Raw genomic sequence first — 17,938 nt, forward strand, 5'->3', positions numbered from 1 at the left:
CTGGATCCGCGTCCACAGCCCGCCTCTTCCGCCCTGCGTGACCACGCGTTCCGCGACACTCTCGGCATGACAACAGTTCTTCGTGCCACCGATTCCGCCGCGTTCCTCGCCCTGGTCCCCCCTCTCGCCGGGTTCACACCTCGTCGGAGCATCGTCCTGCTCCCTTTCTGCGGCGCCCGCACCGAGGGAGCCATGCGGCTGGACCTCCCCGACGACGAGACCGATCTCGAGCACTACGCTCATGCGGCAGTGGGCCTGGCGTCCCGCGTCACCGGCACCGATGCCGTGGCACTCGTGGTCTACACCGACGCGGAGTCCCAGGCCACCCGCGACGGGCTCGTGCTGCCGTACGCCGTTGCCGTCGACGAGGTGCTGGGGTCCGCGGAGGATGCTGGTCTCCGAGTGGTCGACGCGCTCTGTGTGACACCGTCGGGGTGGTCGAGCTATCTCGACCCGGCGCCGCGTCTCCACCCCCTCGCGGAGGTCCTCCCGCCCGCGGAGGTGCCATCGGTGGGCGATGTCTCCGGGGATCAGTGGGCCGGAGCGGAGCTTCCCGAGGTCGACCTCGCAGAGAAGGAAAGGGTCGGGCGAGCGATGCAGGAGCTGACGGCACTGCTCGATCAGGAGGAGACGGGACGCAGCGCGCGTGTGACCGGACGCGAGAACCCCCAGCTGATCGCTGCGCTCGTGCTATTGGAAGACATCCCGGCGCTCTTCGAGTCCGTGCTCACGACTCCCGATACGCTCCCGCCGTTCGCGACCGCGACGTTGCTGTGGTGTCTCGAGCGCCCGCTTCTGCGAGATGTGGCGATCGCCCAGTGGGCCACCGATCTCCTCGGCGGCAAGCGCGCCTACAGCGCACAGATGGCCTTCGCGACCAGCGGCGAGATGGTCCCGGACGAACTGGGGCGGTTGTTCCTGGGGCAGGGGCCCGGCCCGGACCCGGAACGGCTTCGCGTCGCCCTCTCGGCCGTCCGCGCGGCGGCCGCACGGGCACCGCGGGCTTCACGACCGGCACCGCTGACGGCGGCGGCGTGGTTGTCCTGGGCCCTCGGCCGCGCCACGCATGCGGGTCACTACCTCGACCTGGTGCGCGAGATCGATCCCGGCTACTCTCTCGCAGCGTTGCTGGAGACCATGCTCGGCAGCGCCCTGTTGCCGGAGTGGGCGTTCCGTCGAGGCTCAGCGGCGTGAAGGCCGGGCCGCGCGGGTCACTTCACCAGCGGGAAGAGGATGGTCTCGCGGATCCCCAGGCCGGTGATCGCCATCAGCAGACGGTCGATCCCCATGCCCATCCCCCCGGATGGCGGCATGCCGTGCTCGAGTGCTCGCAGGAACTCCTCGTCGACAGGCATCGCCTCGACGTCACCCCGTGCGGCGAGCTTCGCCTGCTCCACGAAGCGCTCGCGCTGGATCACGGGGTCGACGAGCTCGGAGTATCCGGTCGCCAGCTCGAACCCACGGATGTACAGGTCCCACTTCTCCACGACGCCGTCGATCGAGCGGTGTTCACGCACGAGGGGCGAGGTGTCGACGGGGAAGTCCATCACGAACGTCGGGCGCACCAGGTCGCCCTTCACGAAGTGCTCCCACAGCTCTTCGACGAGCTTGCCGTGGGTGGCCTGAGGCGGAAGATCGACACCGGTCTGCTCGGCGAAGGCGATGAGGTCTTCGACGGAGTCCTGCGGGGTGACCGTGCGGCCCGATGCTGCGGAGAGCGACTCGTACATCGAGATGCGGTCCCACTCGCCGCCGAGGTCGTACTCGGTGCCATCGGCCCAGGTCACGGTCGTCGATCCCGCGACCGCGATCGCCGCCTTCTGCACGAGTTCCTGCGTCAACGCGGCCATTTGGTTGTAGTCGCCATAGGCCTGATAGGCCTCGAGCATCGCGAACTCGGGGCTGTGCGTGGAATCCGCACCCTCGTTCCGGAAGTTGCGGTTGATCTCGAAGACACGCTCGATGCCCCCGACGACCGCGCGCTTCAGATACAGCTCCGGCGCGATGCGCAGGTACAGCTCGGTGTCGAAGGCGTTCGAGTGGGTGATGAACGGGCGTGCGGATGCCCCTCCGTGCTGCACCTGCAGCATCGGGGTCTCGACCTCGAGGTAGTCGTGACTGGTGAAGGTGGCACGCAGGCTCGCGTTCACGGCCGCACGCGCACGGACCGTGGTGCGTGCCTGCTCACGGACGATGAGATCGAGGTAGCGGCTGCGCACGCGCCCTTCCTCGCTGAGCTCGGAGTAGGCGTTGGGGAGAGGCAGGACTGCCTTCGACGCGATCTCCCACCCATCGGCCATGATCGACAGCTCTCCGCGACGGCTGGAGATCACTTCTCCGTGCACGAAGACGTGATCGCCGAGGTCGACGTACTCCTTCCAGTCCGCCAGCGACTCCTCGCCGACGTTCGCGAGCGAGATCATCGCCTGGATGCGTGCGCCGTCACCGGCCTGCAGCGTCGCAAAGCAGAGCTTGCCGGTGTTCCGGCTGAACACCACGCGGCCTGCGACCCCGACCACGACGCCGGTCTCATCGCCGGCTTCGAGGTCGCCGTACTCGGCGCGCAGCGCGGGAATGGTGTGCGTGATCGGCACGCCCACCGGGAAAGCTCCCCCACCGGCATCCGTCCGCTTCTCGATCAGACGCTCGCGCTTGGCGAGTCGCACGGCCTTCTGTTCGTGGACGTCTTCCTCGGCGGGGAGGTCGTTCGAGGCCGGTTCGGGCGCGGCGGACGCGTCAGTCATGTGCGGGGCTCCTTGAAAGTCGTTCCCAGTTTACCGAGGCGGCGTCTCTTCCCTCGGCACAGGCTGGGTAGCCTCGAAGAATGGCCCACACACGGATCCTCCGCGCGTTCGCTGCCCTCTCCCTCGCTCTTGCCGGGATCGCCGCGCCGGTCACCGCGGAAGCGGCACCTGTCTCCGCGGCGGACGTGGACGACTTCTCGTATGCCTCCTGGGATGCCGACTACGAGGTCGGACTCGATCAGGAGGGCCGCGCGCTGATGTGGGTGACCGAGACGCTGGTCGCCCGCTTCCCCGAGACCGATCAGAATCGCGGAATCGTCCGGGGACTGCCGACCTCATACCAGGGCGCCAGCACCGAGACGCGGATCATCGCGGTCACGGATGAAGACGGTACTGCCGTCCCCTACGAGACCGACGAGGAAGACGGACTCACCTTCGTGAGCATCGGCACCGACGACTACGTGCAGGGCCTCACCACGTACGTGATCGAGTACGAGATGCGCGACGTGGTGCTGGCGACGAGTCCGACCGATGGGTCGTCGACGCCGTCGGTGGACGAGTTCTATTGGGACCTGCTCCCCCTCGACAGCACACAGCCCATTGAACGCTTCCGCGCCGGCATCACGTTCGACAGCGAGATGTCGGCGGCGCTCACCGGCTCCGCCCGCTGCTACACCGGCGCTTCGGGCTCGAGGGACGAGTGCGACCTTCAGGGCCCGACCACCGACGGTGGGGCCGCGACGTTCCGGGTCGAGTCCGCCCAGCTCCCCGCCGGTCACGGAGTGACCGTGGCAATCGGCTTCGACGCGGACACCGTCGCACAGCCCCTCGCGCGGACGCCGGATCCGGTAGGCGACATCGCCCCGCTGATCGCCGCCGTCGGTGCGGTCGGCGTCTCCGTCGGCAGCTGGGTGGCCGTCGCAGGGTTCACGCGCCGACGCCGGAGAGCGACCGGGATCGTCATCGCCCAGTACGACGTGCCGGATTCGCTTCCGCCGCTGCTCGCCGGCGCCATCATCCCCGGCGCGAAAGACGTGATCCCCGCCGAGATCGTCCACCTCGCCGTGCGCGGCAGCCTGCGCATCGAAGAGGGCGCGCAGGCGGAGGAACCCCGGTTGCGGCGTCTGCGGGCGACGACCGGGGCCGACGAGCTGGACGAGGCCGCGTTCGAGGCGCTCTTCGCAGACGCCGACCCCGACGGTGTCGTCGACGTTCCTGCCACAGACGAGGCGTTCGCCGCGCGGATGTCCACTCTGGAGCAGAGTGGGAAGGTTGCCGCGGCATCGCGTGGCCTGACCGAGAAGGTCCGCAGTCGCGCGGCCGTCATCCTGCAGTGGTGCGCGATCGGCATCGCAGCGATCGGCCTGGCCCTCGGCATCTGGGCCGCCACGACCGGCCGCCTCTCCGCCATCCCCGGTGTGGTCGTGATCTCCTTCGTCGCGTTCCTCGTTCTGCTGTCGAGCCTGTACGCGTTCTCGAAGCACACCGTGCTCACCGCCGAGGGCGCCCGTACCTACGAGTACCTGCAAGGCGTGCAGGAGTTCATCCGGGTCGCCGAGGCCGACCGTCTGCGCATGCTCCAGTCCTACAGCGGTGCCGAACGCCGACCGGACGGCACCGCCGACGTCATCCACCTGTACGAACGTCTCCTCCCCTACGCGATCCTGTTCGGCATGGAGAGCGAATGGGGCGACGTCCTCGAGCGTGCGTACGCGGGCGAGCATCGCGGGGCGACCTGGATGGGCGATCCGACCTCGTTCGCCCTCCGGATGCAGCTCGCGGCGTTCGTGGCATCGTCCCGCTCCGCCGCGACCTATACCGCACCGTCGACGAGCACCTCATCGAGCGCCGGCGGATCGTTCGGCGGCGGGTTCTCCGGGGGCGGAGGCGGAGGCGGGTTCTCCGGCGGGCGCTGACCCCGGGCCCGGAGGAGACCTCGGCTCAGCGCTTGTCGTATCGTGCGCCCGCGGGATTGGACGGCTGTATCGTCAGCACCAACAGCACGATGTCCCCGACGGACGGAATGAGCCGCAGCAGGACGAACCACCCCGAGAGGTTCGTGTCGTGCAGGCGTCGCACGGCCAGCGCGATTTGCGGCACAAGCGTGGCCAGGGCCCAGACCGCCAGGAGCGCAATCCCGACGTTGAAAGCGGGACCCAGGTAGAACACCTCACCTCCGGTGTCCAGCTCGCCGCTCGCGACGCCGATGGCAACAGTCGAGCCCGCCAGAACCAGATAGACGACGGTGGTGGCGAGTTGCCACCACCAGTACTCCGAGCGACTCGCACGGCCGGAGAACGTCGCGTACTTGCGAAAGAACCTCGTTATCGCTTGCCCCAAGGAAGCACCGTAGAGCGGATCAGCCAAGATCGTCGTGCCCATGAGTTCCCCTTTCACCCGCGGCCGTAGGTCATCACGGCCAGCGGAGGATCGTGATCGCGCTGCCGAAGGTGTTCCGCGGGGTGGTGTCGCCCGTTCCCAGCTGTCCGAACGCGTTGCTCCCCGCCGAGCTGAACGTGCCGTCCTGCCCGAGATACAGAGCATGGTCCGCGCCTGCCCCGGTTTGGAGTGCGACCGACCCCGGCGCGAGCGTCACCGGCGTCGGTGAGGGCACAGAACCGCCGGTGGTTCCCAAACCCAGCTGTCCCTGACTGTTGTCTCCCCAGGCGAACAGGGCTCCGTCGGCGCGCCACGCGTAGAAGGAGGAGGAACCTGCAGCAGGGAAGGAGGCGTCCACTCCGACGATATCGGTCGCGCCGACGACCGCGGACGCCGTCGCCGAGGTCGCCGAGAAAAGGGACCCGTCCTGGCCCCAGGCCAGGACGACGTTGGTGCCCGCCGCGACCCCATCGACCGTGGAGGTGATCCCTGTGAGCGTCACCCCCGCAGCGGCGCCGAACCCGGTGCCCCACGCAATGGTCTCTGCGCCACCTTCGACCTGAGCGATGCCTGCGAACCGCCCCGCGGCTGCGCTTTCGACGGCCACGAGGTTCAGTCCCTGTGCTGTCACCCGTGCGGGCGGACTCTGTCCTGTCGCTGACCGACCGAGCCGTCCGCCGCCTGCCGTGCCCCATGAATACAGGGCTCCGCTCTCCGTCCACGCCAAGTAGTAATATCCGCCACTGGAGACCCCGACGACCGGATCCCCGAGCGCGTCGAAGAACGCACTGCGTGTAGGCGTATGACTCGTCCCGCTGACAGTTGCGTTCCCCCAGGTGTACACGCCGCCGTCCGACGCGAGCGCGATGACGGTGTCCAGCCCACCATCAGCCTTCACGATCTGTACCCCCGAGGGCAACATGACCTGCTCAGGGACGAGACGCGAACCGCCAGAGGTTCCATTACCGAGCTGTCCTGCTCCGTTCCCGCCCCAGGTGAAGATCTCACCGGCAGCTGTCCAGCCCATCGAGTAGTTCTCTCCGGCATCGATACCGACGAAACTCAGCGGAACGGAATCCACAGCCGACAAGCTCGACTGCACGCGGCCCGTGTCAACGAACTGAGCGACGGACCCCTGGCTGGCTCCCAGCACCGATCCCGCCACCGCCACCACAACGGCGGCAGTGAAGGCGGCGAAGCGGCGGCGGCGTCGGGTCGTCATGCTTCTCGTCCTTGCTCGGTCTTCGGGCTCTCGGTTTTCGCATGCTCTGGCTTCTTGCGCGAATGGGGACGTGTCGGTATCGCCGCCAGCACGACCAGAGCGATGACCGCGCCGAGGAACCACGGCGACTTCATCACGGCCAGGGCCGCGCCGGCGTGGGGAATCGCGAACGCCACACGCTGCGTCTGGGAACCGAGCGCATACGGTGCGGCGTCGGCCGCAGGGTTCGCATCGCCCTTCAGTGTCGCGACAGTGAGCCCGTCATGAACGGTCAGATCGACGATGCGGTGGGTCACCAGCTTCCCGTCCCCGGCACGGGCGACGCTGATGACGTCGCCGATCTGGAGATCGTCGGTGTCACGAGGAATCGTCATCGCCGCGGAGCCCTCCGGGATCGCAGGAGCCATCGAGCCGGAGGAGAAGATGAGGACTCGCGCTCCGATGATGGCAGCGAAGAGAGCGATCACCACCGCTGCGGCCCCGATGATCGCAGCGGTGTTCAAAAACACCCGCCACCCCTTCCCTGACGACGAGGTAGACGTCGAGGCAGGCGTCGATGTGGTGTCGATCATGATCCCCGCCGTTCCCGCCGTCGTCGCATCCCGAAGCGGAGCGCTACTCCTACGGCCAGGCATGCCAGTGCGAGAAGCAAGGTCCCACCGACCGCCACCCCTGTCGGAGGCAGCGCGTCCGGTGGATTCTCCGGTGGACTCGAGAGCACGCAGACGTCCGCTTCCGTCGCGGTGACGATGTAGTTCGCCACCCCGGACTGGCCCTGATACTCGTTTCCGGCGGTGATGGGCAGCTCTGCGACCATCGTCACCGTGACCGTCCCCTGCGCCGGGATCGCCTCTGGGTTGTCCGAGCACCGGCCTTCCTCCGACAGCGAGAAGCTGACGTCGAGCGGAGTGTCTCCGCCGAACAAGACACCGGACTGCATCAGCTCTGAGGACAGCTCGACAGGCACATCGTTGCTGTTGGTGAGCGTGAGCGTCCGGACCTGCGGGTCGCCGGGCTTGATGTTCTCTACCGTGACGACGGGCGGAACCCAGACGAGCTCTGAGGGGACCCCGACCATGTCACTCATGACGGACAGCGCTCTATGCCTGCGTCGCTTCGAACGGGAACACGACCGTCACGCCCTGTCCAGCCGCGCCCACCGGGGCCGCAGGGTCAAAGGTGACGACGATGTTCAGAGTGGTCCCATTGGCCGCTCCGCCCGACGAGATGTCAAGCCCCGTGAACGACGCCGAAGCCAGGGTGCCGTTGAACAGCTCGGTGGACGTGCCGGTGTCGGTGATCACGACGGTCAGGTAGTCCTCCAGAGCCGTCGCCGGCGTGCCCTCGGAGTTCGTCAGAATCGGGGCGCCGAGACCGAGCAGCGCATCGATCGTGCCGGAGTTGTAGACGAGCAGGTCCAGATCGACGGAGTCCCCTGGCGCGAGGTTGTCGAACCCGGCGCTGAAGTCGACGAGGTAGTTGTCCGGGTTCCCGTCCTGGTCGTCGTCGAACTTGAGGTCCAGCGTCCCCGAGGTGAACGTGGTCTCCACGTTGCCTGTGTCGGTGAACGCCGCGAGGGTCGCGCCCACGGCCGCCACGGCGATTATCCCGATCGCTGCCAGCACTTTCGCGCGGGTACTGATCTTCACGTCCATCTTGATCCTCCGATGCACCTAAGACCCGCGTCAGCGAGTCGTAATCTGATCTCCCCGCGGTGACCCGCAAGATACCACGACTCGAGACGGCGAGCTTCGTTCTCGCGTGATCGATCACAAATCGTGATAGATCGGACGAGCGCTCTCACTCAGCCTCCGACGCCCGACCATGCCCACGCTATGGGTCGGATTCGGCGCTTGGGTGGTGAGCGATCGCGATTCAGTAGCCGCGAAAGCGGTATCAGTGTCACCTCGCGCAAACGCATGCGAACAGCCGGCGTCTTCGAGGAGCGTAGTGGTGGACGATGCACGGTGCTGCTGCCCGATGCACACGGAGCTCTGCCTCGTCACTCACCGAATTCCGGTCGACTTCCTCTCACCCGGAGAGGTTCCGAGCAGCCGAGACGAAGACGGCTGCTGAAATGAAGTCCTTCGATCCTGCGGAAAGGTCTTCATGTCCACGTGCGAATCAGCGACAGACGAGCGCCGCTCGGATCTGCGTGATCGCTCGCGACGGTTGTGGAAGCCGGCTCCTCTGTCGAGAGAGCGGCCGACTCGGCGGGCGAGGCAGTGGTGGGGAGCGGCCGGCTATGGAGCGGCACTGGTCGGTCAGGTTGCGATGATCGTCCTCGGCATCGTCATCAACTTCGTCTTCGATGGAGGAGCCGCGCAGCTCGACTGGCTCGGCGCCTGGGCTCTCCTCGGCACCTTCTACGCGTCCGCGACGCTGCTCGTGCTCGGCATCTCCGCTCGATCAACCGCCCACGTTCGCCCGCATCGATTCGTCGCGAGCAGGCTTGCACGCCTCGTGGCGACGTCGACGACGGTTCTGGCGAGTATGACCGGCCTCACCGCCGCCGTGCGTGTCCTCACCCTCGCCCCGGATTGGCAGGTCGGGCTGAGGACGACCGTCATCGGCGTGTGGGTGATGGTCCTCGCCTGGGGCTTCCTCCACTGGGGCTTCGCGCAGATCTACTTCCAGCGCAACCTCCGGGACGACGAGCCACCATTCGACTTCCCCAAGACCCCGCACCCACGAATGGTGGACTTCGTCTACTTCTCGTTCACGGTCGGAACCAGTTTCGCCGCTTCCGATGTCACCGTGCTCTCCACTCGCATGCGGTGGACGGTCATCTGGCACTCCGTGTGCAGCTTCTTCTTCAACGGGCTGATCATCGTGCTCGCGCTCAACACGATCATGTCCAACGGCCAGTAGCGCGCGACTCCCTCCTGAGCTCCTGAGCTCTGACCGTCGAAGTGGCGGAGCACTGTCTCCGAGTCACCCGACACGACGCCCAGTCGGAGCGACTCAGCGAAGGGCCTCCAGGTGGTTGCTCAGGCCCTGTCGCCCTTGCAGATCGAGCTTGCGGAGAAGTCGATGGATATGGCTCTCCACCGTCCTGACACTGAGAACGAGTCGAATCGCGATCTCCGGATTCGTCAGGCCCTCGGCCGCCAGCCGACCGACCTCCTTCTCCCTTTCGGTGAGCGCAGTGGCCGTTGCGGCGAACCGAGCGGTGTCTATCTGTCGCCCGGCAAGGTCGCTCCGGAAACGCTCTTCTCGTGCCCGTGCCGCGGCTTCCCGCTCCGGATCCGCGGCCTTCGCAAACGCCGCTGCGGCGAGCTTGCACGCGGAGAGAGCCAGACCGGTCAGACCTCGGTCCTCCAGAACGTCGACGGACGCGAGCATCGCCGCGGGGTTTCCGGCCACGCCCGCCGCGACGAAGTCCGCATATGCGGCGAGCGAGCGAGCATCGGGGAGGTCTCGCAGTTTCTGTCGAACGTCAGCCAGGCGTTCGGGAGACGGCACCAGCTCGAGCGAGGACAGGAGCTCCGTCACCCCTGCGTATCGTGCATTGCGATTCCACAGATCCGTGCCGGAACTCCACAGGACCTCCCCCGCCCGAGTGAGGTCGCCCTCGAAGGCCAGGAGTTGCGCCCTCGGCCAGGCTCGCGACTGCCCGGGCAAGGGGCCGTCGGGGTATTCGAGCTTCTCTATCTCCGCGGCGAACCGCTCCCCCGCCGAGACCTTGCCTCGTCGGATGTTGATCACCGCACTGATCGACAGCAAGGCGAGCGGGATGCCCGGCGGATAGACGGCCGGATCACCCGCGGAATGCAGGGTCTCCAAGACGTCATCGGCGGCGGTGTAGTCTCCTGCGAGCATGTGTCCCAGGGCGAGGGCTGCACCGAACGTGCGCAACGCATCCACATCGAGATACCCGTGCGCTTCGTCGAACCCGCGGCCGAGGAAGTCCATCCCCTCCCGATGCCGGCCGGCTCCGAGCAGGGCGAGCCCCATGAGCGCCCGCGAAAGGTGGGAAGCATGTCCGCCCTCGATCGTCGACACCTCCGCGAAGACCCGCCTCGCATCCTCGAATCGACCGAGGCAGACGAGCACGAGCATCTGCGTCTCCCACAGCGTGATCTTCACAGCGTCCGGCAGATCATCCTCGACCTCGAGCTTCGAGGTGAAGTCCTGGGGAACTTCACGGAGGTTGACGAGCAACCGCACCTGAGCCGCATCGAGGAGCCGTCGATACGGCCCCAGGGAGAGATCAGCGGCATCCCGTCGGAGTTGCGCGATCGCCTCGTCGAGTTCCCCCGCCACGTACGCGCGCCACTGTGCCCTCAGGACCACGAACTCGGCCAGACTCGCGCCGTCGCCCAGGCTTGGATCGACGGTGTCGATGATCCCTTCCACCGTGGATCGCACCGTCTCGCTACTCGCGTGCATCAGCGCTGTGGCGTATCGGACCGCTGCAGCCGGTGACGGATTCGCCGCCCATTCCGCAGCCGTGACCAGGCGCAACGTCCGCGCGCGTTCCTGAAGGAGACGCACGAAGAGAGCATCGTCCACGCTGCTGATGCTGCGCCGCGACTCGTCAGGCTCCGACTCGTGCTCCCCGAGCCCTGCCCCGAGCTTGTCCTCGACGAGTTCGATGAGGCGAGTCCTTCTCGTCGCCAGTGGCTCATGCCGGAAGTACTCGACGAGGAGGGGAGGAACGACCGTCACGAGTCTTCGTCCTGCGCTCGGGACGATCGCGATCGTCCCCCGTTCCTCGAGCAATTCGAGGATCTCCCACGGCACGAGTTTCCGCACCGTTTCGAGGTCTGCGACGCCGACGACCGCGATGATCTCCAACGCGTCCCGCGTGTGATCCTCGAAACCCTCGAGATGCGCTTCGAGCACCGCACGGAGAGCTCCGCTCCAGAGGTCGCGCGATGCCTCCCACTCCCCGGTGCTCCGACGAGACATGCGCTGTTCCCGAATCGAGGCGTCGACCAGGGTGAGGAGAAGTCCGACATTTCCTCCGGACTTCGCGAAGAGGCGGCTCATCGTTCCCGCTTCGACCGGTGCGTCGAGGTGTTCCCTGAGCACCGACTCCATCTCGTCGAACCGGAGGGGCTCGATGTCGATCACGTATGCAGGCTCGAGCGTCGACGCGGGCAAGCCCGTCGGGGTATGGCGTGCACGAAGGCCCTGGAGGCGCGATATCACGACCGGCACGCCGGCGTCTCGGCGGACGTACTCGACCACTCCCCAGGATGACTCGTCGAGATCATCCCAGTCGTCCACGAGCAGCACCCCTGTTCGTGCACGGAGTCGCTCGGACAGCGCGCGTGCGGTCTCATTAAGAGTCGCTGGTCGAGCACCCGTCGCGGTACCGAACCCGGCGAGGTGCAGCGCGCCCAAGCTGTGCTGCCGTAACGACGCGATGCCTCGTGCCCGGACGACGGTCCATTCCCGATCCTCGAGGCGGGAGGCCAGGGCACGGAGGAATGTGCTCCGACCGCTCCCCCGCCCGCCCACGATGTCGACGCTGACGCCTGCCATCAGGAGATCCATGGCGGCGGCCAGCGGACGCTCTCGACCGATGACCATGGGCCTCCTCCTCTCAGGCGCTCCGATGCCCTCAAGATAGACCTGGTGCCCACCGGGTACAAGCACTCGCTCCAGGACCCGTGCGCGCAACACGGTCAGATCAGCGGAGAAGGATCCGAGGCTTCGCGAAGGGCGCGTTCGACGGTCGACTGCACCAGCGCCGACAGGTATCCGCCGGCGTTCTCCACGCCGATCTCACGCAGCCGTGCGGTCGACTGCCCGATGATCGACCGGGAGAACTCGGTCGCGGTGGCGATCGCGTCGGCGTACGCGGGACGGTCGGCCTCGGCGATCACGACCGGTTCGCAGCCCATCTCCACGGCGAGCGCCTGAGCGATGGGTAGCACAGCGGCTGGCGCGGTCACCGCGGCGAAGCCGGCCTGCAGCTGGCGGAGGTCGATCGACGTCCCGGTGAAGGTGATCGCCGGGTGCACGGCAAGGGGGATCGCACCGCGTGCGGCGGCAGGACTCAGAACCTCGATGCCGAACGCCGGATCCGTGTGCAGCACGAGCTGTCCGACCTGCCAACCGCCCACCTCGGCGATACCCGCGACGAGCGAGGGCAGCTGCTCCGAGGGGACCGCGATGATCACGAGTTCGGCGCGACGCACGACGTCGAGCGCGTCGAGCACCGGCACATCGGGAAGGACCGCAGAGGCACGCTCGTCGTCGGAGCCGCTCGTGATCCCGACCACGGCGTGCCCTGCCCCACCGAGCGCGGCTCCGATCACGGGACCGACGCGCCCGGCGCCGATGATCCCGACGCCGAGTCGCCCATCCCGCGGCACCGTCACTGCTCCGACCGCGGCTGCGGCGGCGTCGCCGGTGGAGGCGGCGGCGCGGTGGGAGGCGCCGGCGGCGCGGTGGGGGGCCCGGAGCCCGGAGGTGGAGGTGCGACCGGAGGCGTCCCTGTGTACGGAGGCGGAGGAGAGACGGGAGGCGGCCCCGTGTAGGCCGGGGGCGCCGGAGGAGTCGGCTCAGATGCGGTAGGCGAATGCTCGCTCCATCGGTGGCTCCTGTCGCGCGACGCGGCCTCAGCGGCGGCGACCACGACGCCGTCGAGCAGCGCCAGGGCATCGGCACGCTCGAGTCCGGAGAGGTAACCCGTGATCGGACCGGGAACGGTGTGAACCTGTGCCCCCGACACCCGCTGTGCTCGATCGATCGGCCCCTGGCTGAGGGACACGCCCTGCAGGCGCGCGAGCGGGAACACGGCGAGCTTGCGCCACACGATCCCGCGACGAAGCAGCAGCCCGAAATCGGTCACGAGATAGCCGTGCCGCTTCCACGAGAACGGACGCCGCCACCGCGCTCGACGAGGCATCGTCCGGTAGGCATCGCCCTCCACCGGACCCACGATGCCGTGCTCCCAGAGTTCCGGGATGTTCGCCGCCGGAACGTCCGGCAGAACCAGCCCGAGGACACGCTCGACGTCGGCCCGCTTGCCGACCGGGAGCACCACGTTGAACTGCTGCCCGCTTCCGGAGGACTGCTGCGCGGCGCTCTTGCCGCTCATCCGGTTGATCCGGATCGTCCACCAGCCGAACGGACGCCACAGCAGGGACTGCGACACCTCGACCGCGAAGATGCGTCCGGGCGGAAGCGTCTCGGTCACCGTGGTGAGCAGACCGTAGGTGATGCGCACGCCGTCGGGCGTCGGGGCGATCGAATAGCGCAACGACTTCGAGATCTGCGCCCAGGTGATACCGACGACCGCGATGACCATCGGCACACCCATGCCGAGGCCCAGGCCGAGCAGCACGATCCCGCCGCCCGTGTCGCCGTCGACGAACATGCCGATCAGCGCGCTGCCGAAAGCGATCGCGAAGATCGCGCCGAAGAACACGAACCAGAGCACGCCCGAGATCAGCTGGGAGCCGACCAGACGGCCCGTCGGGATCTTGACGACGCTCTCGGGGACGACATCGGCGAGGTCCACCCCCGCGAGGAGTCCGTTGACGCCCTCGTTCATCGAGCCGACCAGCTGCGCGCGAGCAGAGGTGGGCGCGTCCGCCGCGGCAGTGGGATCAGGGTTCTGGGCCGCAGCGCGTGCCGCCCTCGCTCCGGAAGCCAGGCGGAGGATGTCCGACCGGACGGACTCCGCGCGAGCCGTTGCGAGATACTCCAGCTCCACGTTCGCGTCGTTGCCCGCGCCGACGACCTCGAGCTTGGCGAGGCCGATGATGCGAGCGGGGAAGGGGCGGGTGAGGTTGACGCCCTGCACCCGATCGAGCGGTGCCCGACGGTGCGAGCGGAAGATGATGCCCTTGCGCACTTCGACGTGGTCACCGGTGATGCGGAACTGCTGGAAGCGCCAGACGAACCAGAAGATCAATATCAGCACGATCGCGAGACCGAGCACGCTGAGCAGCACGACCAGGATTAGGTTGTTCGCGAGTACCCACTCGACGGGGTCGGCCCCGGCGTAGTCACCGTAACGCGCTTCCTCCGGCGCGAACAGGGCCACGGCCCATGCGATGAGGCGATCGCGCATGTTCGCGATCGTGATGCCGGCGACGATGATGAGCACCAGCCCGCCCTTGAAGAGCGGGGTGAGCGGATGCATGCGGTGCCACTCGCCGTTGGCGAGGCTCGTGGACGGCTCCGAGGCCGTCGCCTGCGCACTCGGAGACGGCGGGAGCTGCGGCTCGCTCACAGGCCGGTCCGGCGGGTCTCGGCAACGTGGATGAGCGTGTCGCGCAGTGCCTCCGCGGCCTCCTGGGTGAGTCCGGGGATCTGCACGCCGGTCGTCGCCGCCGCGGTGACCATCTTCAACTGGGCGATACCGAAAGCGCGATCGAGCGGTCCTTGCGTGATGTCCACCAGCTGCATGCGTCCATAGGGAACCGCGATCATGCGCTGCCAGAGGATTCCCTTGCGGAAGACGATGTCATCGGCACGCAGCATGTATCCGATCGCCCTGGCCTGGCGCGGCAGGATGATGAGAGCGAAAACCGTGATCAGCAGGATCACGCCGGCGGGGATCCACACCCACTGCTGGTGCAGCACCAGGTTCAGCACGACGGCCGCGACGGCCACCAGGACGATGAAGATCACGTTCTGCACGATCTGGGACACGACGTAGCGGGGCGAGATCTGGTGCCAGGTGCCGTCGAGCTCCAGCCGGGCCTCGTTGCGCGCGGTGCGCAGCTTCGAGTAGGTGCCCTGGTCGAGGGCGGCGAGATCAGTGCCCTCCGCCGGGTTGAGGGGCGTGGTCTCTGGGTTCTGAGTCATCAGGATCCTTCGGCAGGGTGCAGAACTGTTCGGCGACGAGAGCGGCGATCACGAGGATGATCGCGCTTCCGATCAGGGCCAGCATGGCCACAGTCGACCCTACCTGCGGAACGACGGGACGGGACAGGAGGAACGCCAGCAGGCCTGCCCCGAAGCCGGCCATGATCGCCCCGAGCAGGCTCGAGGCACGGGCGAGCGTCGCCGCACGGAGGGCGCGGAACGGATCGATGCGGATCCCCGACCGCACGCTGCGCCGGACCGGCCAGGCGACCCCCACCGAGGCGGCGGCGATCAGGAGGAGCAGCACGGGCAGCAGCAGCGACGGCGTGAACGTGATGCGCCCCGACGCGGTGAGGATGTGATCGAGCAGGAATCCGGCGCCGCCGGCGAGCAGCGCGAGGACGACGAGGACGCCGAGGGACGTGCGCCTCATCCCTCGCCCCGTGCTCGAAGCCCGGCGACGAGGTCCGACACTTTTCCCTTGCCGAGCAGTTCGGCCTCGGGGTCGACATCGAGCCACGGATCGAGGACGAACAGCCGCTCGCCCGCCCGGGGATGCGGCAGCTGCAGGCGGGGGTCGTCCGACACGATGGCGCCGTACGCGATCAGGTCGAGATCGAGGGTGCGGTCGCCCCACCGCTCTCGGCGCTCCCTGCCGTTCTCGTCCTCGATGGCGTGGAGCATCCCGAGAAGGATCTCGGGCGCGAGCCGGGTGGTGACCAGGGCGACCGCGTTGACGTAGCCGGGCGCTTCGGGATCCGGACCGTCCAGGCGGAGCGCGACGGTCTCGAACAAGCGAGAGAGCCGGACGTCGCTCACCAACGGCAGCCGCGCGATCCGCTCGGCCGCCGCGCGGATGGTCCCGTGACGATCCCCGAGGTTCGCGCCGAGCGCGACGACCGCCACGGTTTCAGGGCGGCCGGCGCGGCGGCCCGGCAGATCGAGCGGGTTTGCGAGGTTGCGGCTCATATCGTGATGTCTTCCATCGCCTCGGGCGCGCGGCTGCGGTGCACCGTGACGGCCACATCGGCGAAGCTGAGCGGAATCGGGGCGTGCGGCTTGTGCACGGTGACGGTGACGTTCTGCACGCGCACGTCTTCCAGCGCCACGGCGGCGATCCGTTCGGCGAGCGTCTCGATCAGGTTCACCGGCTCGCCCCCCACCACCGCTGCCACCTTCTCGGCCAGTTCTCCGTAGTGCACGGTGTCGGCCACGTCATCCGACGCCGCCGCCTGGTCCAGCGACATCCGCAGACGCAGATCGATCGAGAACTCCTGCCCGTCCTCCCGCTCGTGCGCATAGACGCCGTGGCGGCCGAAGACGGTCAGGCCGGTGAGGACGATCTCATCGAGGAAATCCATGCCCTCTAGCGTACGGGGGACGCCCTCCGGCGGCTGAGCGTACGTTCAGCCCGTCCAGGCATGCGTTATCGCGAGCGCATCGCGGGTCGCGGCCACATCGTGGACCCGCACGGCCCACGCTCCGGCCTGCGCGGCGAGCGCGCTCGTGACAGCTGTCGCGAGGTCGCGCCGCGACTCCGACACCTCGTCGTCGGTGCCGGTCTCCTGGCGCAGTGTCTCCGCCAGGAAGCGCTTGCGCGACGTGCCGATCAGGACCCGGGGCCCGAGCGCGACGATCTCCTCGAGTCCGCGCAGCACGTCCCAGTTCTGCGGCCCGGTCTTCGCGAAGCCGATACCCGGATCGACGATCACCCGCGACGGAGCGATCCCGGCCACGGCCGCCTCCCCCATGCGCTCGTGGAGTTCGCCGGCGACCTCGCGGGCGACGCGGCGGTACTCGGCGTTCGCGTACATGTCCGCGGAGAAGCCGCGCCAGTGGCCGATGACGAAGTCCGCGCCCGACTCGGCGACGGCCGCACGCATCTCCGGGTCGGCGAGCCCGCCGGAGACGTCGTTCACGATGCGGGCGCCCGCACGCACGGCCGCGGCAGCGGTGGCCGCACTGAGCGTATCGATGCTCACGGGCACACCGGCAGCGGCGAGTCGCTCGATCACGGGGATGACGCGCTGCTGCTCGATGTGCTCGCCGACCCGCTCCGCACCCGGCCTGGTGGATTCACCGCCGACGTCCAGCACGGTCGCCCCCTCGGCACGCAGTCTCAAACCGTGCGCGACCGCATGATCGACATCGAGGTAGCGCCCGCCGTCGCTGAAGGAGTCGGGCGTGACGTTGAGGATGCCCCAGATGCCCGTCATCAGCGTGCTGCTCCGGCCCCTGCCGCCCCGATCAACGTGATGAGCTCGGTCCGGGCGACGGCATCCGTGTACTCGCCCCGGGCGGCGATCGTGAGCGTGGAGGTCTCGGTCTGCCGACCGCCCCGCATCGTCACACAGCCGTGGGCGGCGTCGAGCACCACCAGCACGCCGCGGGTGTCGAGGTGTTCGGCGATCGTGTCCGCTATCTGCTCTCCGAGTCGCTCCTGCACTTGAGGGCGCGCGGCGAGGATCTCGACCACGCGAACGAGCGCCCCGAGCCCCACGACCTGCTCCCCCGGAAGATACGCGATGTGGGCGTGCCCGGCGAACGGCAGCAGGTGATGCTCGCAGACCGAGCGGAAGCGGATGTCGCGCAACAGCACGGCGCCGGAGGGCAGGGTGTCGGGCGCCGGGCCGCGGGAGACGCTGATCGTGCGGGCGAGCGGCTCCGCCGGGTCCTCCCCCACCCCGGAGAAGAACTCGGAGTACAACTCCCCCATCCGCGACGGGGTCTGCTTCAATCCCGGTCGATCCGGATCCTCACCGATCGCCTCGAGAAGCTCGCGGGTGAGCCGCTCGACACGCTGTCTGTCGACGGTCAC

18 protein-coding genes are annotated in these 17,938 nt (G+C 68.1%); 3 read left to right on the forward strand and 15 right to left on the reverse strand.

Features of this window, described 5'->3' with window-relative positions; genetic code table 11:
- Positions 1 to 66 precede the first annotated feature (66 nt).
- Complete coding sequence (locus tag LVJ59_RS08260; RefSeq protein WP_232762635.1) at positions 67 to 1,194, forward strand: DUF4192 family protein; 1,128 nt, start codon at positions 67 to 69, stop codon at positions 1,192 to 1,194.
- Positions 1,195 to 1,211: 17 nt separating this feature from the next.
- On the opposite strand, the gene lysS is transcribed toward LVJ59_RS08260, so the two are convergent.
- Positions 1,212 to 2,744: a lysine--tRNA ligase gene (lysS, locus tag LVJ59_RS08265; protein WP_232762636.1), complete on the reverse strand. Its 1,533-nt coding sequence runs from the start codon at positions 2,742 to 2,744 to the stop codon at positions 1,212 to 1,214.
- Positions 2,745 to 2,824: 80 nt separating this feature from the next.
- On the opposite strand from lysS, the gene LVJ59_RS08270 reads away from it, so the two are divergent.
- Positions 2,825 to 4,660: a DUF2207 domain-containing protein gene (locus tag LVJ59_RS08270; protein ID WP_232762637.1), complete on the forward strand. Its 1,836-nt coding sequence runs from the start codon at positions 2,825 to 2,827 to the stop codon at positions 4,658 to 4,660.
- A gap of 25 nt (positions 4,661 to 4,685) precedes the next feature.
- Here the strand turns inward: LVJ59_RS08270 and LVJ59_RS08275 are convergent, their stop codons facing one another.
- The 5 genes from LVJ59_RS08275 to LVJ59_RS08295 are packed head-to-tail and all read right to left on the reverse strand — an operon-like array spanning position 4,686 to position 8,000.
- The gene (locus LVJ59_RS08275) at positions 4,686 to 5,126 is read right to left on the reverse strand and encodes a DUF805 domain-containing protein (RefSeq protein WP_232762638.1); all 441 of its coding nucleotides are present in this window, start codon (positions 5,124 to 5,126) and stop codon (positions 4,686 to 4,688) included.
- Positions 5,127 to 5,157: 31 nt separating this feature from the next.
- Entirely contained in the window at positions 5,158 to 6,345 is a 1,188-nt protein-coding gene (locus LVJ59_RS08280; RefSeq protein WP_232762639.1) for a hypothetical protein, read from the reverse strand.
- The gene (locus LVJ59_RS08285; protein ID WP_232762640.1) at positions 6,342 to 6,854 is read right to left on the reverse strand and encodes a signal peptidase I; all 513 of its coding nucleotides are present in this window, start codon (positions 6,852 to 6,854) and stop codon (positions 6,342 to 6,344) included. The genes LVJ59_RS08280 and LVJ59_RS08285 overlap by 4 nt, the downstream gene beginning before the upstream one ends.
- Positions 6,855 to 6,913: 59 nt before the next feature.
- On the reverse strand, positions 6,914 to 7,432 hold the full coding sequence (locus tag LVJ59_RS08290) for a hypothetical protein (protein WP_232762641.1): 519 nt from the start codon (positions 7,430 to 7,432) through the stop codon (positions 6,914 to 6,916).
- Between the two features lie 13 nt (positions 7,433 to 7,445).
- Complete coding sequence (locus tag LVJ59_RS08295; RefSeq protein ID WP_232762642.1) at positions 7,446 to 8,000, reverse strand: TasA family protein; 555 nt, start codon at positions 7,998 to 8,000, stop codon at positions 7,446 to 7,448.
- 454 nt (positions 8,001 to 8,454) lie between these two features.
- Between LVJ59_RS08295 and LVJ59_RS08300 the strand changes: the two genes are divergently transcribed.
- Positions 8,455 to 9,216, forward strand: a complete 762-nt coding sequence (locus LVJ59_RS08300; protein WP_232762643.1) for a DUF1345 domain-containing protein — start codon at positions 8,455 to 8,457, stop codon at positions 9,214 to 9,216.
- A 93-nt stretch (positions 9,217 to 9,309) separates the two neighbouring features.
- Here the strand turns inward: LVJ59_RS08300 and LVJ59_RS08305 are convergent, their stop codons facing one another.
- The 9 genes from LVJ59_RS08305 to folE all read right to left on the reverse strand — a co-directional run bounded on the left by LVJ59_RS08305 (position 9,310) and on the right by folE (position 17,938).
- Entirely contained in the window at positions 9,310 to 11,886 is a 2,577-nt protein-coding gene (locus LVJ59_RS08305; RefSeq protein ID WP_232762644.1) for a LuxR family transcriptional regulator, read from the reverse strand.
- Positions 11,887 to 11,981: 95 nt separating this feature from the next.
- Positions 11,982 to 12,674 carry a DUF2520 domain-containing protein gene (locus tag LVJ59_RS08310; protein WP_232762645.1) on the reverse strand — a complete coding sequence of 231 codons (693 nt, stop codon included), beginning with the start codon at positions 12,672 to 12,674 and terminating at the stop codon, positions 11,982 to 11,984.
- A gap of 2 nt (positions 12,675 to 12,676) precedes the next feature.
- Positions 12,677 to 14,542, reverse strand: coding sequence for a PH domain-containing protein (locus LVJ59_RS08315; RefSeq protein ID WP_232762646.1), 1,866 nt, complete (start codon positions 14,540 to 14,542; stop codon positions 12,677 to 12,679).
- On the reverse strand, positions 14,539 to 15,120 hold the full coding sequence (locus tag LVJ59_RS08320) for a PH domain-containing protein (protein WP_047521280.1): 582 nt from the start codon (positions 15,118 to 15,120) through the stop codon (positions 14,539 to 14,541). The genes LVJ59_RS08315 and LVJ59_RS08320 overlap by 4 nt, the downstream gene beginning before the upstream one ends.
- Positions 15,071 to 15,553, reverse strand: a complete 483-nt coding sequence (locus LVJ59_RS08325) for a DUF3180 domain-containing protein (RefSeq protein WP_131492944.1) — start codon at positions 15,551 to 15,553, stop codon at positions 15,071 to 15,073. The genes LVJ59_RS08320 and LVJ59_RS08325 overlap by 50 nt, the downstream gene beginning before the upstream one ends.
- Positions 15,550 to 16,089, reverse strand: coding sequence for a 2-amino-4-hydroxy-6-hydroxymethyldihydropteridine diphosphokinase (folK, locus tag LVJ59_RS08330; RefSeq protein ID WP_232762647.1), 540 nt, complete (start codon positions 16,087 to 16,089; stop codon positions 15,550 to 15,552). The genes LVJ59_RS08325 and folK overlap by 4 nt, the downstream gene beginning before the upstream one ends.
- Positions 16,086 to 16,481: a dihydroneopterin aldolase gene (gene folB, locus LVJ59_RS08335; protein ID WP_131492947.1), complete on the reverse strand. Its 396-nt coding sequence runs from the start codon at positions 16,479 to 16,481 to the stop codon at positions 16,086 to 16,088. The genes folK and folB overlap by 4 nt, the downstream gene beginning before the upstream one ends.
- A 45-nt stretch (positions 16,482 to 16,526) precedes the next feature.
- Positions 16,527 to 17,336, reverse strand: coding sequence for a dihydropteroate synthase (gene folP / locus LVJ59_RS08340; protein ID WP_232762648.1), 810 nt, complete (start codon positions 17,334 to 17,336; stop codon positions 16,527 to 16,529).
- On the reverse strand, positions 17,336 to 17,938 hold the full coding sequence (folE, locus tag LVJ59_RS08345) for a GTP cyclohydrolase I (RefSeq protein ID WP_232762649.1): 603 nt from the start codon (positions 17,936 to 17,938) through the stop codon (positions 17,336 to 17,338). The genes folP and folE overlap by 1 nt, the downstream gene beginning before the upstream one ends.

Source organism: Microbacterium sp. KKR3/1 (genome assembly GCF_021272365.1).
Lineage (GTDB): Bacteria > Actinomycetota > Actinomycetes > Actinomycetales > Microbacteriaceae > Microbacterium > Microbacterium aurugineum.

Bases quoted from the DNA above. Each gene is read 5' to 3' on its own strand.
- LVJ59_RS08300 (WP_232762643.1), top strand. From the start codon at position 8,455: ATGTCCACGTGCGAATCAGCGACAGACGAGCGCCGCTCGGATCTGCGT.
- folP (WP_232762648.1), bottom strand. From the start codon at position 17,336: ATGACGGGCATCTGGGGCATCCTCAACGTCACGCCCGACTCCTTCAGC.
- LVJ59_RS08295 (WP_232762642.1), bottom strand. From the start codon at position 8,000: ATGGACGTGAAGATCAGTACCCGCGCGAAAGTGCTGGCAGCGATCGGG.
- LVJ59_RS08270 (WP_232762637.1), top strand. From the start codon at position 2,825: ATGGCCCACACACGGATCCTCCGCGCGTTCGCTGCCCTCTCCCTCGCT.
- folB (WP_131492947.1), bottom strand. From the start codon at position 16,481: ATGGATTTCCTCGATGAGATCGTCCTCACCGGCCTGACCGTCTTCGGC.
- LVJ59_RS08325 (WP_131492944.1), bottom strand. From the start codon at position 15,553: ATGAGGCGCACGTCCCTCGGCGTCCTCGTCGTCCTCGCGCTGCTCGCC.
- LVJ59_RS08260 (WP_232762635.1), top strand. From the start codon at position 67: ATGACAACAGTTCTTCGTGCCACCGATTCCGCCGCGTTCCTCGCCCTG.
- LVJ59_RS08280 (WP_232762639.1), bottom strand. From the start codon at position 6,345: ATGACGACCCGACGCCGCCGCCGCTTCGCCGCCTTCACTGCCGCCGTT.
- LVJ59_RS08320 (WP_047521280.1), bottom strand. From the start codon at position 15,120: ATGACTCAGAACCCAGAGACCACGCCCCTCAACCCGGCGGAGGGCACT.
- LVJ59_RS08305 (WP_232762644.1), bottom strand. From the start codon at position 11,886: ATGGTCATCGGTCGAGAGCGTCCGCTGGCCGCCGCCATGGATCTCCTG.
- folK (WP_232762647.1), bottom strand. From the start codon at position 16,089: ATGAGCCGCAACCTCGCAAACCCGCTCGATCTGCCGGGCCGCCGCGCC.
- LVJ59_RS08290 (WP_232762641.1), bottom strand. From the start codon at position 7,432: ATGAGTGACATGGTCGGGGTCCCCTCAGAGCTCGTCTGGGTTCCGCCC.
- LVJ59_RS08275 (WP_232762638.1), bottom strand. From the start codon at position 5,126: ATGGGCACGACGATCTTGGCTGATCCGCTCTACGGTGCTTCCTTGGGG.
- lysS (WP_232762636.1), bottom strand. From the start codon at position 2,744: ATGACTGACGCGTCCGCCGCGCCCGAACCGGCCTCGAACGACCTCCCC.